Annotated in this window: 17 protein-coding genes and 2 riboswitches; of the genes, 4 read left to right on the plus strand and 13 right to left on the minus strand. The window is 35.9% G+C overall.

From position 1 onward, the window contains the following. Nucleotides 1-20 precede the first annotated feature (20 nt). A riboswitch (SAM riboswitch) is annotated at nucleotides 21-130 on the minus strand. A 202-nt stretch (nucleotides 131-332) separates the two neighbouring features. Further along, nucleotides 333-446: riboswitch (SAM riboswitch) on the plus strand. Nucleotides 447-535: 89 nt separating this feature from the next. The 3 genes from NSS97_RS21695 (at nucleotide 536) to NSS97_RS21705 (ending at nucleotide 3,609) form a co-directional block, all read left to right on the plus strand. Then, complete coding sequence (locus tag NSS97_RS21695; protein ID WP_002015129.1) at nucleotides 536-1,648, plus strand: methionine biosynthesis PLP-dependent protein; 1,113 nt, start codon at nucleotides 536-538, stop codon at nucleotides 1,646-1,648. Continuing rightward, entirely contained in the window at nucleotides 1,645-2,808 is a 1,164-nt protein-coding gene (gene metC, locus NSS97_RS21700) for a cystathionine beta-lyase (protein WP_107886342.1), read from the plus strand. Before NSS97_RS21695 ends, metC begins: the two co-directional genes overlap by 4 nt. 510 nt (nucleotides 2,809-3,318) lie before the next feature. Continuing rightward, the gene (locus tag NSS97_RS21705) at nucleotides 3,319-3,609 is read left to right on the plus strand and encodes an ArsR/SmtB family transcription factor (RefSeq protein WP_000894375.1); all 291 of its coding nucleotides are present in this window, start codon (nucleotides 3,319-3,321) and stop codon (nucleotides 3,607-3,609) included. A gap of 151 nt (nucleotides 3,610-3,760) precedes the next feature. On the opposite strand, the gene NSS97_RS21710 is transcribed toward NSS97_RS21705, so the two are convergent. Both NSS97_RS21710 and NSS97_RS21715 read right to left on the minus strand, forming a co-directional pair. After that, a complete protein-coding gene (locus NSS97_RS21710; RefSeq protein WP_107886341.1) occupies nucleotides 3,761-4,873 on the minus strand; it encodes an SAM-dependent methyltransferase in 1,113 nt (370 codons plus the stop codon). 9 nt (nucleotides 4,874-4,882) lie between these two features. Beyond that, nucleotides 4,883-5,512, minus strand: coding sequence for an MBL fold metallo-hydrolase (locus NSS97_RS21715; RefSeq protein ID WP_044442578.1), 630 nt, complete (start codon nucleotides 5,510-5,512; stop codon nucleotides 4,883-4,885). Between the two features lie 170 nt (nucleotides 5,513-5,682). On the opposite strand from NSS97_RS21715, the gene NSS97_RS21720 reads away from it, so the two are divergent. Beyond that, nucleotides 5,683-5,856 (plus strand): DUF2759 domain-containing protein, encoded by a 174-nt coding sequence (locus NSS97_RS21720; RefSeq protein WP_002015138.1) that lies wholly within the window; start codon nucleotides 5,683-5,685, stop codon nucleotides 5,854-5,856. Between the two features lie 80 nt (nucleotides 5,857-5,936). On the opposite strand, the gene glcK is transcribed toward NSS97_RS21720, so the two are convergent. From glcK to NSS97_RS21775, 11 genes are all read right to left on the minus strand, one after another. Further along, the gene (gene glcK / locus NSS97_RS21725) at nucleotides 5,937-6,920 is read right to left on the minus strand and encodes a glucokinase (RefSeq protein ID WP_002088641.1); all 984 of its coding nucleotides are present in this window, start codon (nucleotides 6,918-6,920) and stop codon (nucleotides 5,937-5,939) included. Between the two features lie 19 nt (nucleotides 6,921-6,939). Further along, nucleotides 6,940-7,140 carry a YqgQ family protein gene (locus NSS97_RS21730; protein WP_002015140.1) on the minus strand — a complete coding sequence of 67 codons (201 nt, stop codon included), beginning with the start codon at nucleotides 7,138-7,140 and terminating at the stop codon, nucleotides 6,940-6,942. A 104-nt stretch (nucleotides 7,141-7,244) separates the two neighbouring features. After that, nucleotides 7,245-7,823 (minus strand): 5-formyltetrahydrofolate cyclo-ligase, encoded by a 579-nt coding sequence (locus tag NSS97_RS21735; protein WP_044442576.1) that lies wholly within the window; start codon nucleotides 7,821-7,823, stop codon nucleotides 7,245-7,247. Nucleotides 7,824-7,928: 105 nt separating this feature from the next. Beyond that, nucleotides 7,929-8,078 (minus strand): 50S ribosomal protein L33, encoded by a 150-nt coding sequence (gene rpmG / locus NSS97_RS21740; protein WP_001265616.1) that lies wholly within the window; start codon nucleotides 8,076-8,078, stop codon nucleotides 7,929-7,931. A gap of 70 nt (nucleotides 8,079-8,148) precedes the next feature. After that, nucleotides 8,149-10,503 carry a sugar phosphate nucleotidyltransferase gene (locus tag NSS97_RS21745; protein WP_088034258.1) on the minus strand — a complete coding sequence of 785 codons (2,355 nt, stop codon included), beginning with the start codon at nucleotides 10,501-10,503 and terminating at the stop codon, nucleotides 8,149-8,151. Nucleotides 10,504-10,848: 345 nt separating this feature from the next. Then, complete coding sequence (phoU, locus tag NSS97_RS21750; RefSeq protein ID WP_002015145.1) at nucleotides 10,849-11,505, minus strand: phosphate signaling complex protein PhoU; 657 nt, start codon at nucleotides 11,503-11,505, stop codon at nucleotides 10,849-10,851. Nucleotides 11,506-11,677: 172 nt separating this feature from the next. After that, the gene (gene pstB, locus NSS97_RS21755) at nucleotides 11,678-12,493 is read right to left on the minus strand and encodes a phosphate ABC transporter ATP-binding protein (protein ID WP_341114020.1); all 816 of its coding nucleotides are present in this window, start codon (nucleotides 12,491-12,493) and stop codon (nucleotides 11,678-11,680) included. A gap of 28 nt (nucleotides 12,494-12,521) precedes the next feature. After that, the gene (gene pstA / locus NSS97_RS21760) at nucleotides 12,522-13,388 is read right to left on the minus strand and encodes a phosphate ABC transporter permease PstA (protein ID WP_107886340.1); all 867 of its coding nucleotides are present in this window, start codon (nucleotides 13,386-13,388) and stop codon (nucleotides 12,522-12,524) included. 1 nt (nucleotide 13,389) lies between these two features. Next, the gene (gene pstC / locus NSS97_RS21765; RefSeq protein ID WP_002088646.1) at nucleotides 13,390-14,340 is read right to left on the minus strand and encodes a phosphate ABC transporter permease subunit PstC; all 951 of its coding nucleotides are present in this window, start codon (nucleotides 14,338-14,340) and stop codon (nucleotides 13,390-13,392) included. Between the two features lie 27 nt (nucleotides 14,341-14,367). Continuing rightward, complete coding sequence (locus NSS97_RS21770; protein ID WP_107886339.1) at nucleotides 14,368-15,285, minus strand: phosphate ABC transporter substrate-binding protein PstS family protein; 918 nt, start codon at nucleotides 15,283-15,285, stop codon at nucleotides 14,368-14,370. A gap of 522 nt (nucleotides 15,286-15,807) precedes the next feature. Beyond that, complete coding sequence (locus NSS97_RS21775) at nucleotides 15,808-17,943, minus strand: peptidoglycan D,D-transpeptidase FtsI family protein (RefSeq protein ID WP_044442567.1); 2,136 nt, start codon at nucleotides 17,941-17,943, stop codon at nucleotides 15,808-15,810. Nucleotides 17,944-17,945 lie beyond the last annotated feature (2 nt).

Consider the following 17,945-nt stretch of genomic DNA (forward strand, 5'->3'; position numbering starts at 1 on the left):
GGGGGACATAATTGTTCCTCCTCTTATTATGCAAAACACACGTTTTGCAGGTTTTAGCACCGTTTCAAACATTTAGTTTGAAGGTTGCCGGGTTTCACAGGGCCTTTCCCTCCACCGCTCTCAATAAGAGTTTGTCTTTATTATTTTATTTATGTAGCTAAAAGGAAATACGTTCCCCTTTTAACAATGTTTGTTAATTTTTTATAAATTTAGCACGCACTAAAATAAAAGTCAATGACACTTGCGGAAAAATAAAAATTATTTAAAATAAAGTTGCAATTCAATTATCTTTTGTTGTAAAGTTAAAACCATAATAAAATTTCATACGAACATTCTTATCTAGAGAGGTAGAGGGACTGGCCCTTTGACGCCTCAGCAACCATTAACATTCATTCGTTAATAAGGTGCTAATTCCAGCAAATTGTGAAAGATTTGACAGATGAGAAGAAGACTCTATTCAATCCGAAAGCCTTCTTCTTAGAAGGCTTTTTTTATTTTCACTTAGTCGTTCACTTTAAAAAGGGGGAATTTTTACATGTCAACAATCGAAACAAAACTAGCACAAATCGGGAACCGTAGCGAAGCTACAACAGGAACGGTTAATCCACCTGTTTATTTCTCAACTGCTTATCGTCACGAAGGAATTGGTAAATCTACTGGATTTGACTATTCAAGAACTGGAAATCCGACTCGCGGCCTTTTAGAACAGGCAATTGCAGACTTAGAAAGCGGTGAGCAAGGGTATGCCTGTAGTTCAGGAATGGCGGCTGTTCTCCTTGTCCTTTCACTATTCCGTTCCGGAGATGAGCTTATCGTATCTGAAGACTTATACGGGGGAACATATCGTCTATTTTCCGAACATGAAGACAAGTGGAATATTCGATGTAGATACGTAGATACACAATCTATTAAACAAATTGAGCAAGCAATCACATCTCAAACGAAGGCTATTTTCATAGAAACACCGACTAATCCATTAATGCAAGTAACTGATATCGTAAGTGTAGCAAGTGTAGCGAAAAGGCACGGACTACTTCTTATTGTAGATAACACGTTCTATACACCTTATATACAGCAACCATTAACAGAAGGTGCAAACATCGTCCTTCATAGCGCAACTAAATATTTAGGCGGTCATAACGATGTACTAAGCGGACTTGTCGTTGCGAAAGGGAAATCTCTTTGCGAGGAGCTTGCTCATTATCATAATGCCTCTGGTGCTGTCTTAAGCCCGTTTGATTCATGGCTATTAATTCGAGGCATGAAGACTTTAGCACTTCGCATGAAACAGCATGAAGAAAACGCTCATGCAATTGTTGCTTATTTAAATGATGAAGATGGTGTGACAGATGTATTTTATCCAGGAAGAGGTGGTATGATTTCATTTCGCCTTCAAGATGAAACTTGGATTAATCCTTTCTTACAATCTTTATCCTTAATTACATTTGCTGAAAGTCTTGGCGGTGTCGAAAGTTTAATGACTTATCCAGCAACGCAAACTCATGCCGATATTCCAGAAGATGTTCGAACAGCACGTGGTGTGTGTAATCGTCTTCTCCGTTTTTCAGTCGGCATCGAAAATAGCAACGACTTAATTCGAGACTTAAAGCAAGCAATTAAACTTGTAAAAGAAGGTGTAAGAATATGAGTTATTCCATAGATACGCTTTTACTGCATAATCAATACAAGCATGACTCACACACAGGAGCTGTTAACGTTCCCATCTATAACACATCAACATTCCATCAGTTTGATGTAGATGCTTTCGGAAAGTATGACTATAGTAGATCTGGAAATCCAACACGTGAAGCTCTTGAAGATATCATTGCTTTATTAGAAGGCGGGACAAAAGGATTTGCCTTTGCATCAGGCATTGCAGCCATTTCTACTGCATTTCTCCTTCTTTCACAAGGTGACCATGTTCTTATTTCAGAAGATGTATATGGAGGTACTTATCGAATTGTTACTGAAGTTCTCTCCCGTTATGGTGTTTCACATACATTTGTTGATATGACCAATGTGGAAGAAGTAAAAGAAAACATTAAACCAAATACGAAGCTCTTTTATGTAGAAACACCTTCTAACCCACTTTTAAAAGTGACAGATATTCGTGCTGTTTCTAATCTTGCAAAATCTATTGGTGCTCTTACTTTTGTTGATAATACATTTTTGACACCACTATTTCAAAAACCGCTTGATCTTGGCGCTGATGTCGTTCTTCATAGCGCTACAAAGTTTATTGCTGGTCATAGCGATGTCACCGCCGGATTAGCTGTCGTAAAAGATGAAGAACTCGCTCAAAAGCTCGGCTTTCTACAAAACGCTTTTGGTGCTATTTTAGGACCGCAAGATTGTTCTCTCGTGCTTCGCGGCATTAAAACATTGCATGTACGTCTCGAACATTCAGCTGCAGGTGCCAACAAAATCGCACATTTTTTACAAGAGCACACTAAAGTTCAAAATGTCTATTATCCTGGCTTACAAACACATCTTGGATTTGACATTCAACAATCTCAAGCTACATCAGCCGGAGCTGTCCTATCTTTCACTTTACAATCAGAAGACGCACTCCGCCAATTTTTATCAAAATTAAAATTACCTGTCTTCGCAGTTAGTTTAGGAGCTGTCGAATCGATTCTTTCCTACCCAGCTAAAATGTCACATGCAGCATTGTCGCAAGAAGCTCGTGATGAAAGAGGTATTTCTAATTCATTACTTCGGTTATCCGTTGGCCTTGAAAATGTTGACGATTTAATATCCGATTTTGAAAATGCCCTTTCTTATGTAGAAGAACCTGTAAATGCATAAAGGGAAGAAACGAAGCTGTGTACGAATAATAAAACTCTTCAAGAAATAAAATAGTTGTTTAAAAAGATGAACTCTAGAATAAATGACTGATGACTTGATTATTCTAAGATGTATCAGTTACATCCAAACATTTCATTATCATCATAATGAAGCTGATCATAATCAGCTTCTTTTCTTTTAACCTGTTATATATTCTATATATAACATTATAATTCCTTTGTCATATTATTTTAAAAATTTTGTATATTCATTTGAAAGAATAAGAAAATCATGATAAAATTGTGTTACGAATATATCTATATCTTTCAATTTTTGAAACGCATCAAAATTTTCACTCAAAAATGTCATTTTACAAAACTGTACAAATTTATCTATTTTATTTACATCAGGGTCTCTTTTCTTACAATTTCTTTACTTTAGGACTTTTTTTCTGCAACAACTGTTTTCTTTTCTTTGATTTTTTGGTATGTATAGTATGGTATAACAGCTCACACGGAGGTGGAAAAGAACATGTTAGAAACCTTTCAAAAAGAAATAGAACTATATGAAAGCAATGCAGAATTATTGAAAGTGCTTGCTCATCCTGTTCGCTTATGTATTGTAAAGGGATTAATTGAACGTGGCCCAAGCAACGTTTCTACAATGTACACAGGCTTAAACATGCCACAATCTACAATTTCACAGCATTTAGCAAAGTTAAAAAGTGCTAAAATCGTTTCTAGTGAAAGAAAAGGATTGGAAATTTACTACAAAGTAGAAAACGAAACAATCATTCAACTCGTTCGCGTATTATTAGGTTAGGGACCTATAGACAGAGAAAAAGAGTGTATTCTATATTTTTCATCTCATATCTTTAATATAAATATATATCATGAGAGAAAATATATAATGCTACATAATTAAAAGTCGTATTAAAAAACAAGACACAGAAAATACTGTGTCTTGTTTTTTTTCATATTGTTAAATATTGATTCAAAAGTAAATTCTTCATATCTTTTGTGTGTATAACAACATCGAAAGCATTACCTAATCCTCCGTTCAAAATCATAGAGCGAATAGCTCTATTTAGTTTTTGAGTTTCAGAAAAAGGGTTGGTATCTTGATGGCTAGCAAGCTGATCTAATATTCCTGCTGCTAACAAAAACTCTGATTGCTTCCTATGCCATATCGTATTAATTCCTTGTAGCTCAAAATTCATCTTCAACTCATCCCAATGAACATGCGTAGTAAGGTCCATTTCTCCTGGATATGCAAGAGGATTACGAATTAGCTTGTGCTTATAATATCCTCTTAAACTTCCTTCACGATGTGCAGGATGCATCCATTCTTCTTTTGTATATCCATAATCAACTGTAATACATATACCTTTCTGAAACCATTTCGCAATCTCTTCTATATACTCTTCCATTGCAATAGGCACTTCAAAGCGCTGTCCCTCAGCAATATGAATGTTATATTTCAATAAGTAACGACCGACTCTTTTCTCTATCGGTCTAAATACTTCTGTAAGGTTTCCCTCATCTGTATACGTGATACGTACTTCATACAAAATTCCATTTCTTTTCTCAACTATCTCAACAGGAAACGCATCAAATAATTCATTCGAAAAAATAATTCCTTCGAAAGACTCTCCCATTTCAATATAAGATGTATAATACGACACATTATCAAATAAGCAAAGCCTCTCCTGTTGTAGCCTTCTATGAAAAGGGCTCACTTCAATAATTGAATAGTTTAAATTGATAAAGGTTTCCGGAGATAATTGTTTCCATTCTTGTAAAACATCATAGGCAAACTTTCCTGTTCCCCCACCAATCTCACAAATATTTGGAGAAACTTCTCCCTTTTCAACAAGCCGAATAAAAAACTTAGCAAAAGTCTTCGCAAATACAGAAGATACATTGCTACTCGTAAAAAAATCTCCCTGTCTTCCAATTTTTTCACGTTCTCTCATATAATACCCATGTTCCTCTGCATATAATACGAGGTTCATATACGTACTATATGAAATCGCATGATCCTTTTCTTTTCCCATCCATTCTCTTAAATTGAGCTCCATCCCCATAATGACTCCTTATTGTAAAAATGGATTATTTTCTTTTTCAAAACCAATGCTTGTTTCTGGACCGTGTCCACATAGCACCGCTGTTTCATCTGGTAATACAAATAATTTCTCTTCAATACTTCCAATTAATTCAGCAAAACTTCCACCAGGTAAATCCGTTCTTCCAATACTCATTTGGAACAATACATCTCCAGAAAATACAGCATTCGCTTCTTTACTGTAATAAGAAATACTTCCTGGAGAATGTCCTGGTGTCTCAAAAATTTCAAAACTAAAAGAGCCGATCGTTAATGTACCCTCTCCGTCAATAATATGATCTGCTGGTTTTGCTGTAATACTGCGGTTCATCATAAAAATTTGCGAGCCATTCACAGTTGCATCGCCTAACCAATTCGCTTCTTCTTTATGTACGTATACCGGAATATGAAAAGCGTCTCTCACGGCATCAACAGCACCAATATGATCAAAGTGAGCATGTGTTAATAAAACCGCAAGTGGCTTTAACTGCGCTTCTTGTAAATATGTAACAAGTTTCTCTCCTTCATGACCAGGATCAAAAATAATACACTCATTTTGATCATTCGTTAAAATATAAGCATTTGTTTGTAATGGGCCTAAAGGCATTTGTATCCATTTCATATGAAAATCTCCTCCAGTTATTTAATTTACTTTTAATGATACAACATTTCTTTCTCTTAGGAAAAGAAGGCGTGTCATCTCGACAATCATTTTTAAAACATGTACAATATAAAAGAGTAAATATTCTAAAAACTCATTCTAAGGAATGAGTAGACAGAGGAGGATATTGTATGGGCCTTGTTATTATTTTTACGCTAGTCACTCTGTTAGCTGTATTTGCTACGCTTAGAACACTTCGCGAAAAAAACTTATTCGCGGGCGGCTTCGCTATTGCAACCGTACTTGTTTTCGGATGGTTTACAATCATGACTGTTCTATATAATGGGTACCCACCAACAGCTTAATCCATTTACATTTTTATTCTCCAACAAGATCTTGCATAAAAAGAGGAAGGGGGCCCCTTCCTCTTTTCATTATTCACAACTTATATCATCTTCGCCTCGTATTTGTGCTTTTTTACAAGCCACGCTCCTCCAATTACACCTGCATCATTACCAAGTATTGCAATTGCTAACTTCGTACTCTTTACAGCACGAGAGAAAGCATATTGCTCGAAATAACGTTGAATTGGCTCTAATAGTGAATCTCCAGCTTTAGATACGCCACCACCAATTACGATTTTCTCTGGGTTCAACGTACTAGCAAGGTTCGCTACAGCTAATCCTAAATAAGAAGCTACTTTTTCCACTACTTCACCTGCTAGTTCATCACCTTGTCCAAGCGCTTCAAACACATCTTTTGATGTAATAAGCCCTTCTTCTGCTAACATAGAACGTAAAACACTTTCTTTATCTGTCTCTTGTATTTGTTGCATAGCAACACGTACAATACCTGTTGCAGAGGCTACCGTTTCTAAACAACCCGACTTCCCGCAATTACATGGAAAAGCGTTCTCTGTAACAACTGTAATATGTCCAATCTCACCAGCAGCACCGCTTATACCATGTACAATCTCACCATTGGCGATAACACCACCACCAACACCAGTGCCAAGTGTCATACAAATTAAATCTTTTGCTCCTTCACCAGCACCTTTCCACATTTCACCAAGCGCCGCTAAGTTTGCATCATTATCAATAACAACAGGTAATCCCGTTTCTACTTCTAGTAAATCTTTTAACGGATAGTTTTTCCATCCTAAATTAACCGCTTCATAAATCATTCCAGATGCCACATGTACAGGACCAGGAGCTCCCATACCAATACCAATTAGCTTACTTTTTAATTCACCTAATTCTTCTAACTTTTTATCAATAGCTTTCGCTACATCAAGTGTAATATGTTTTCCTTGTTCATTTGTATTCGTAGGGATTTCCCACTTATGTAAAATTTCACCGTACACATTAATAAATGCTAATTTAATCGTTGTACCACCAAGGTCAACACCAACTAACCATTTCTCTTCCATGTTACGTACCTACCTTTATCTATTTCTTATTTATCTCTTTTTGAATTTCTTGCTTCAACAAAAATAAAGCTGTTTGATAGTCTTGTGGATCGATTAGCTGTGATTGATTTAATTCACGCAATTCATCTTGCATTAATTGTAAATCAGCGATTCGATCACCCGTATAAATAATCGTGCCAAATTTCTTTAGCAATTGCTGAATATCATAAATGGATATCATTTCATCACCCTTTATGCTCACTTACTATAAAAAAATTATAATAAGAAAACGTTCACATATTTTATTATAATCAAGAAGAAAAAGTCTCGTCAATTTTTATTTGTCTATACAAGCCCATTTATAACCATTGTTCCTTTTTCTGTAATAATTTTTTCTACATTTTTATCAAATGGCTCTACCGGAATATGTTTTACAATTTGAAAATCATAAGCTAATGATAGCGTTTTCCCTTTATAGTGCACGAGATAACGATCATAGTAGCCACCGCCATATCCAATCCGTTCTCCTCGGCGTGTATAAGCTACTCCTGGCACGATAAGAAGATCAATTTCACACGCATTCACTTCTTCCGTAAGTGCTGGAATCGGTTCACGTAAATTCATATATACTGTTTCTAATTGATTTAAATTACTAATTTGTCGAAAAGACATCGCTCTTGTCCCTTTATTACACTTCGGAACAACAATTTTCTTTCCTTCTTCCCAAGCTTTTTCGATAATCGGATATGTATTCACTTCATGCTCCATCGAGAGAGTGATTCCAATTGTTTTAGCTTCAACCCACTCTTTTTGTCCATACACCGAAACTGCAATTTGTTCCGATAAAGTTGTATACTGTTCTTCAGATAAAGAATTCATGTGTTCTATTATTTGTTTGCGTAAACGTATTTTCTCTTCTTTCACACACTTTTCCCCCTTGCAGTGACACTTTACTCTACGAAGATAGTGTATCACTTTTACATAGGAATCGCATAAAAAAAAGAAACAGTAGGAAAATATTCCTACTGCTTACTTTGTTTCACGGTGTAACGTAGACTTCTTGTCACGCTTGCAATACTTTTTAAGCTCGATACGCTCAGCGTTGTTACGTTTATTTTTCTTTGAGATATAGTTACGATCTCCGCATTCTGTACATGCTAGAGTAATATTCACACGCATTCTTATTTCCCTCCAGTCACTAATAACTTAAATCAGACTATACTATAATACCACTTTTAAAATAAAAATTCTACACCTTTTGATATTGTCTAATTTTTTCTATAAGATTTTTCATGTTTTCCCTTGCTATTACTGGGTTTCTAGCATGTGAATACACCAAAAATTTTGGTTGTTTTGTATCAGAAACGATATAAGACCACTCTTTTTCGGTATATTTGAACTGTATCCCTTCAAATATACCTTCTTCTTTTCTTTCCATATCGGCCAATAATTTCCTCATTACTTTCCCTTTTTCCTTCCATGAACATACAACTTCATCATAAAGTAGATACAGTGGCGGTGATTGCTCTGCTATGCTAAGTAATGTTTTTCCTTGCAACGCTATTAATTCGAATAATTTTCCAATTCGATATAAAATATCTCGTTTCCATCTTAATTGAAAAGAGTTTTTTTCGTTATGCATATAAAAGAGGAGATAACATTCCCCTAATTTCAAAGACATTGGGTAAACATTATCTGCTGATTCGAGTAATAAATCTGGAATATCTACTTCTTCAAAATCAGTTCCTTGGTAAATATTACTGTGAGTGTCATATAATTCGAAGCGATTTCCGTGTTCAGAAAACATAAGCGCCATATTTGCTTTACTCGATTTCATCAGAGCTTTCACATGATCTTTTTGTTCACTCGCGTAAATCCATGTAACTGTGCATCCAAGCCTTTGTAGAAAGATCATAAGTAAATGTTGTAACATATCATTTCTCTTATTAATAAGAAGATGAAACTTCTGTTTTTGTATCGTTTCAATATCAATACGCTCTAACACAGCTTCTACATAATTATTTACAGAAACGTGAACTAGCTTATTTCGCCCCATTTCTTTCTCAGAAGCGTAATAAAACGACTCAGACATATATACTTGTTCTATCGCTTTTTGCTGCTTATACGTTAAAAACGAGCCCTCCTTGCCATACAGTTGTATAACAATTCCTCTTTCGCTTTCCACTTGAACGAAAACTCCACCTGCACATTGCAAATTATGAATGGCATACTGAAAAAGCGATTCATTCATTTCTTTACATTCCATCGTATGAATCCCGCTGCCATGAATGGCATGGAGGAATAAATTTTTAAAGGAAGTTGTTTCTATATTTTCCTGACTTCCAATCAATATACTCTCTCCTTTAGCAAAAAGAGATCCATAAGCCATTGCAACTTTCACAATAAATTGAGGAGTAATTTCAACATTACCCCTTCCTACAATCCGGCTTTTTTGTAACCATCCTGCACTCTTTTCACTCTCTTTAACACCGGCAGAACCTACTATCGAATGACTATCTATCTCCTTATATGGCCATATTTTTCCTTTTTGCTTAATTACTGTACTTTTCCCTATATGACAATGATCCGCTACAATACTTTTTTGAAAAAGTGTAACATCATCTTCGACCATTGTATGATCTCCTATTGTTGTTTCTAACAACTCACAATTTTTCCCTATATGAGAGTTTGCAAAAATGATGCTTTTTTGAAGATGAGAATAACTTGAAACGATACTATTTTTCCCGATAATAGAGTACGGTTCAATTACAGCCCCTGCACCAATCATTGCTCCTTCCCCAATAAAAGAAGGACCATGAATTTTCGTCCCTTTTCCTATCGTTACACCTTCTCCCATCCACACCATTGGTAATACTTCTGTATATGGAATAGGCACCTTCAATTTTTTCGTCAACAAATCGAATTGAGCTTGCCGATATTGATCAAATGTACCAATATCTAGCCAATAGTCTTCTGATAAATATGCAAATAAAGCATTTTTATTTGCCAATAACGGAAACACATCATGACTGAAATCCGAAAATTCCATGGATGGTATGTAAGAAAAGATTTCTGGCTCCATTATATAAATACCTGTATTCACAATATTAGAAACTACCTCATTCCAGCTCGGCTTTTCTATATATCGTATAATTTCTTGTTCTTTATTCATTACAACTAACCCAAATGAAAGTGGGTTTTCTACTTCTTTCACAAACATCGTTACCATTCTCTTCTTCTGTTCATGAAATGCAATTCCTTCTGATAATTGAAAGTCAGTTAGTGCATCCCCACTAATAACAACAAATGTTTCATCTAAAAAACTTTCCGCTTGCTTAATACTCCCTGCTGTTCCAAGCGGAGGAGAATCTTCAAAATAATACAAGTTAACTCCCCACTTACTACCATCACCAAAGTATTGCTTAATGGCAGTACTCATATATTGAACTGTAATTGCAATTTCACGAATACCATGCTGACGTAATAATTCAATATTATATTCAAGAACTGGTTTTTCTAACAATGGTAACATCGGTTTTGGAGTATTACATGTTAATGGTCTAAGGCGTCTCCCTTTTCCTCCAGCTAAAATAACCCCCTTCATATACTTCAGCCTCCACTTATATAATGTTCAAGAACTCCGTATATCATTTACCCCACATTAACTGCAGTAAAAGTCCGGTTTGGTATGATCTAACAATCAGCGAGAGACAGCCCCACTAATTAAAGCCTCACTTTATAAATAAATGTACCTTTTAACTCCCATCAAAAAGAAAGCGCTTACCATTAACTTGGTAAAATAATTAATAAGACGTAACTAACATATATGTACTTATTTTCCCATTAATTATGATACATCTTATCATCATAGACTAAAGGAAACAACGAGCTTTTTTTGTCATGTTTTGACTAAAAAAAGCAGGTGATTTCTCATCACCTACTTTTCCCCCTACTCATTCAATAAATAATGCTTTCCTTTTACTACATAAAATACATTCTCGGCAATATTTGTAACATGGTCTGCTACACGCTCAATATATCTTGCAACAAAGGATAGTTGTGTAATTTGTGTAATCGCTTCTGGTTGTCCAGGGATAGATGAAATAAATTCACGAATCGCCTTCCCATAAATTTCATCAACTGAATCATCCATTTCAGCAATTTGTTTAGCAAAAGTTAAATTTTCTTGCTCATATGCTTCTAATGCTAAATTTAACATCTTATGAGCAATCTCAAACATTTCCTCAAGATTATGCAAACTAACAACCACTTCTTTTTCACCAAGACGAATTGTTGATTTCGCAATATTAACAGCATGGTCTGCAATACGTTCTAAATCTGTCGCTGTTTTAATTGAAATGAAAATTCTTCTTAAATCACTTGCTACAGGCTGCTGCTTTGTAATAAGCATAAGCGCAAGGTCATTTATTTCCTCTTCTAAATTATCCATGCGATAATCCCCATCAATGACTTCTAACGCTTTCTCTACATCCCTGTTGTGAAGACCTTCCATAGCAATCAATAAAGCTCCACTTGCTAACTCACCAAGCTCGATCACCTTTTGCTGTAACGTTTTTAAATCACATTGAAACTGTTCTCTTACCATCATTTCTTCCCCCTCAATATTATGTGCCATTATATATAAATCCCCTACCCAGCCTCTTGTATGTTTATTAAGCCTTGAGAAAAGAGAAATATTACTCCCCTATTTAAAATGAGGTGAAAATGAGAAATGCCCTCTGTTAAGAGGGCATTTACTCTTAGCCTTGCTAGCGATATCAACCAAATCGTCCTGTAATGTAGTCTTCTGTACGCTTATCTGCAGGTGTTGTAAATAATTTGTTCGTATCTGTATATTCCACAACTTCTCCACTTAAGAAGAAAGCAGTTTCATCTGAAATTCGTGCTGCTTGTTGCATGTTGTGCGTTACGATAACAATACTAAAATCTTTCTTTAACTCCTGAATTAATTCTTCTACTTTTGATGTTGAAATTGGATCTAGCGCCGATGTTGGCTCATCCATTAAAATTACGTCTGGCTCAATCGCTAAGCAGCGTGCAATGCATAGACGTTGTTGCTGACCACCAGATAAACCGTATGCATTATCATGCAAACGATCTTTTAACTCATCCCAAATAGCTGCGCCGCGCAAGCTATTTTCAACAATTTCATCAAGTGTTTTTTTGTCACGAACACCATGGATTTTCGGACCATATGCTACATTTTCATAAATAGATTTTGGGAATGGATTTGGCTTTTGGAACACCATACCCACATGCGTACGTAATTCTTCAACCGGATATGATTTATCAAATATGTTTCGTTCTCTATATTCGATAACGCCCGTAGTTCGAACGATAGGCACTAACTCTACCATACGATTTAGCGTTTTTAAGTATGTTGATTTCCCACAACCACTTGGACCGATAATCGCTGTTACTTCATTCTCATGAATACTTAAGTTGATATCTTTTAAAGCATGGTCTTCTCCGTACCATAAATTTAAATTTTTCGTATCAAATACTATTTTTTTTGGTGCTGTCTCAATCTTTTTCTCATTTTTCACCTGTACATTTACTACTGTTGCTACCATTTGAATTCCCCTTTCATCCACTTCCAACTTATTTTCGATTTCGTAACCATAAGACAAATATATTTATAAAGAGCAACAATCCTAACAAAACAATCATCCCAGCTGCTGCTACATACTGAAATTCTTCTTGTGGTCTACTCATCCAATTAAAAATTTGAATTGGTAAAACCGTAAATCTATCAAACATACTGAACGGAACATAATTTGCAAAGGCAAGGGCCCCAATAACTAATAATGGTGCTGCCTCACCAATTGCTCTCGATACCGCTAACGTACATCCCGTTACAATCCCTGGCAAAGCGACTGGCAATACAATTTGATGCATCGTTTGCCATTTCGTAGCACCTAATCCGTAAGAAGCCTCTAGTAATGAGCTCGGCACAGTTCGAATCGCTTCTTGACTAGCTACAACAACAGTTGGTAAGACGAGTAAACTCATCGTCAGTGCCGCTGCCATTATGCTCTCTCCCAAATGGAGAGCGTATACGAAAATAGTTAACCCGAGTAAACCAAACACAACGGAAGGTACCCCTGCTAATGTTTGATTATTTAATTCAATTAACTTTTTAAAAACGGACTCCTTCGCATAATGCTCTAAATAAAGAGCTGTTCCGACTCCAAATATAAAAGAGACTGGTATAACAATGCTCATAAATAGTATTGTTCCTGACAAAGCAGCGACAATCCCAGCTTCTCTCGGATTACGTGAGGCGAAGTTTGTAAAGAAATCTATTGAAAGATAACTTATACCTTTTTCAAAAATTTGAAAAAGCAATATAAAAAGTATTACTACTGAAAACAAAATTGCTATATAAAACAAACACTTGTAAATCCGATCCTTTAAAAAACGCGATGCCATATTTTCTTGTATGTTCTTATGGTTTAACATTCGCATATTATGTCAACCTCCTAAAACGGCGCATAATATATTGCGAAATGATATTCATAATAAAAGTAAACATAAATAACGTTGCACCTACAGCATACATGCTGTAATAAGTAATCGTTCCGTGCGGAGCATCACCTAAACTCACTTGTACAATATAGGCTGTTAATGTTTGAATAGAATGAGTCGGATCTATCGATACATTAGGTGTTGATCCAGCTGCAATAACAACAATCATCGTTTCACCAATTGCCCTGGAAGCTGCTAATATAATCGCTGCCATTATGCCCGTAAAAGCCGATGGAAACACCACTTGTTTTACCATCTCAAAACGAGTTGCTCCTAGCGCTAATGAGGCTTCTTTAATTCCTTTCGCTACAGCTCTCATCGCATCTTCAGAGAGAGACGCAATCGTCGGTATCATCATAAACCCTATAACAATACCTGGACTAATAGCATTAAAAAACTGCAAATCTGGTATAACCCGTTGTAAAAGTGGTGTGACAACTGTTAACGCGAAAAAACCATATACAATTGTCGGGATGCCTGCTAGTAGCTCTAACAACGGTTTTAATATTTTCCGAGCGCCATTCGAAGCGTATTCGCTTAAAAACACGGCACAACCTAAACCAATAGGAATTGCTACGAACATGGCAATTGCTGTTACAAGGATTGTTCCACATATAAGTGGTAATATACCGAATTTTGGATCTTCAAAAAAAGGTAACCATTCCTTTTCTGTCAAAAAAGAATACAATGATATCTTTTGAAAAAACATGATTGTTTCATTTGCCAACGTAATAATAATTCCAAGTGTCGTTACAATGGACACGCTAGCAATGGCTTTTAGTATTAACGGAACAATTCGATTGATTCGCTGCGTTTTTTTTCTTCTATTTGTATTTCTCTCAATCAAATGTTGTACAGAAAATGTAATTTGACTTTTGTCATTATGAGCCAAAGATGAAAACCCCTTTCCACCCTGACATTACCTTTTTATTTCTGTTAACATTCGCAGCTGTTCATTATATTTTTCTTTTGGTAATTTTACATATCCGACCTCTTCAGCAAGGCTTCCAACATGCTTAATCATAAACTCAACATAATTTGCTACATTAATTTTATTTCTGATAGATGCATGATTCACATACGTAAATAGCGGCCTAGATAATGGCTTATACGTACCCGACTGAATGGTCTCTTTCGTTGGAAATACACCATCCACCTGTATTGCTTTTACCTTATCTCGATTGGCCATATAATAAGCATATCCTACAAAAGCAATGGCATTTTTATCATTCATTACCCCTTGCATAATAACTTGATCGTCTTCAGACAAAGAAACCGTTTTTACAAGGCGATTATTTTGTAAGACAACATTTTGGAAATAATCATAAGTACCAGAGTCTACGCCTGGCGCATAAAATTTAACTTGTTCACGAGGCCATGATGAATGAATTTGTGACCATCGTTTCAATCTTCCATTTTCACTCCATAATAGACGTAACTCGTCTATCGTCATATTGTTTACCCACGTATTTTGACGATTCACAACAATCGTTAGACCGTCATAAGCAACCTCAAATGGTGTAAATTGGATGGATTTTTTCTGCATTGCATTTTCTTCTACCGGTTTCATCATTCTCGAAGCATTGTTTATATCTACTTCTCCTTTACTGAAACGATTAAATCCTCCCCCTGTCCCAGAAATACTAATAGAAATTTTCACGTTTGGATGGGCCTTTGTATATTCCTCTGCTACTGCCTCTATAATGGGGAAAACCGTTGAGGATCCATCAACTCTCACTTCTCCCATTTCATTTGTAGCGAATGCAGTAGACATATTAAAACAAAGGAAACATGTCGATAATGTCAAAACTTTAATCGATGCGCTCATCCATTTCACGTGTTCTTCCTCCTAGAAGTAACCGGAAATAACAGGATTACAGATATAAGAATACTGCTAAACTATTAATTCGGTTTTAATTATTTGTAAAAGTTTTGTAAAGTCCCACAAAAACAACTGTATACACAAACTTTATTTTCACTTTTGTACTTTAGATGCAGGAAATTTTCTAATCCTCCATAAAGTGAAACTTTAATCAGTGGGGGTTTTGTTCATCCCCCACTGATTATTAGCCCTCACCAATCGGGCGTTTACGGGCAGCAGGGCTCCCCCCTAACTTCTTTGCTCCAGCTGAATTTTGAGGTGGGAGTTTTACCGCCCTCAAATAGCGGGATAAAACTGCTATCTCCTATCACACAAGACAAACTTAGAGCGTATGCACTAATCTTGTTGTGTTCATCGTTTTTGAAACTACATGTTTTTTCAATATTTTACGCTTGTCCACATTTACTAAACCATATGCATAAAGCATAAAAAAAAGCACACTATCTTTTCAGATAGTGTACTTTTTTTACAACTTTTTTATTCATCATCTTGATTTTTATTTTTTTTCTCTTTTTCATCTTTTGGAGCTTCACCAGTTATTGCTTGTTGTTTTAACTCAAAATAAGCATCCATAATTTCACGACCAATATATCCGTTAATTCCTGTTTTATCATCATGTACCCATGGTACAACAACAGAAAATGCTACTTCTGGATCTTCAAGTGGCGCATAACCTACTAATGTTAAATTATATGTTTCACGACGCTCACCTTTTGCATTTCTACCAATCTCTTTATCTCCGCCATATACAGTTTGAGCTGTACCTGTTTTCCCAGCTGCTTTATATGGTGCGCCTGCAAAGTATTTTGTAGCTGTACCCCCTGAATCATTATACACTTGTCTAAATCCTTCTTGAACACGTTTAATTTGCGATTCAGGCATATCAATGCGATTTAATACTTTCGGTTCCATGGATTGAACAACTTTTCCAACTTCCTCTGGCTTCGTAGCTGGCTCGCGGATTTCCTTTACAACTTGCGGTTGCATACGATATCCACCATTCGCAATCGTCGAAATATATTGTGCTAATTGAAGTGGTGTATACGTATCATACTGTCCAATTGATAAATCTAATAAGAAACCTGGTATCTGATCTGTTCTACCTCTTTGTCCAGCCGTTTCATTCGGTAAATCAATGCCAGTTTTTACACCAAGTCCAAATTGACCGAAATAGTAACGCATAGTATCATATGATTTTTGTGGTATATCTAACGTACCGCCTCGCACATATGGAACCCCAGCAATATTCATCGCTGTTTTAAACATATAAACGTTAGAAGACATTTTTAACGCTGTCAGGTCATTAATGTATCCCATCGTTTTCCATGATGATTTTGTTTGTGTACCTTTTAATTTAATTGGTTCATCTAACTGTACAGATCCAGGTTGAATCGCGCCAGTTTGATATCCCGTAAGTACTGTCGCACCTTTTACAGTTGAACCCATCGGATAAGAACTCGTCATCGTTCCTAATGCAAAATCTTCTACTTTCGTTTCGCCGTCTTTATCCACTAATTGTTTCCCCGCCATAGATAAAACTTCACCATTTTTCGGGTTCATCATTACAACGAATGCACGGTCTAAAAGAGGTTCGCTCCCTTTAAATCTCATTAAGTTTTTCGTAAGAATTTCTTCTACGCGCTTTTGTAATTCCATATCGATTGTTAAATTCAGGTCGTTACCTCGTTGTCCTTGTGACACATTAATAGTTTCTAAAATATTACCCTCTTTATCTGTAACATTTCTAACTTCAGCTTTTGTGCCGTGTAAACTATCTTCGTATTGTTGCTCAAGGTAACTTTTTCCTACGCGATCATTACGATTATAATCACGAACAAGATAGTAATCTAACCTTTCTCTCGGTAACCCTTCATCAGAAGAAGTTACACCACCAAGTACACTTCGGAACATATCGTCATACTTATATTTTCGCTCCCAGTCAACATTTGTATCTACACCTGGTAATTTCGCTAAATTTTCACTAATAATTGCGTATTCTTCCGGTGTTGCATTTTTTTTAACGATTTGCGGCGTCATTGCATATCCGCTTTCCATCTTACTTTTGATCGCCAATATTTCTAAATCTTTTGCTGACAATTGATTAATCTCTTCTTCTGTTACACGATTTCGTTGACGTTCATCTAGTTCTTTATCTTCAATTTTATTCGCTTTAAAATCTTCACGATCTTTTTTTGTGATTTTTGCTTCTGCTTCTTCTTTATGTAAAGCAAGCCAATAATCTTTCTTATCGCGATCTGTTAACTTATCTGTTGGGACTTCAATTAAATCTGCTAACTTTTTCGCCGTTTCTAAGCGATCTGCTGCAGTTGATCCCTTCATTTTTGTAAATGTAATTGTACGAATAGGCTCATTATCTACGACCGCTTCTCCATTACGATCAAATATTTTCCCGCGTGGTACAGGATTACTTATCGTTGAATTTTCTTTTTTCTCAACTTCATTTTTATATTCCTCACCACGAACAATTTGTACGTATCCAAGCCTTACAATAACCGCGGAGAACATTAAAAACACGCAAAAAAACAACACGTTTAACCGAAAGGGAACGTGGGTTTTTGTCTTTGTCTGGTTCTTTTTCTGCTTCTTGCTCATAC

The sequence above is a fragment of the Bacillus sp. FSL R12-0074 genome, assembly GCF_038005725.1.
Classification (GTDB): Bacteria; Bacillota; Bacilli; order Bacillales; family Bacillaceae_G; genus Bacillus_A; species Bacillus_A mycoides.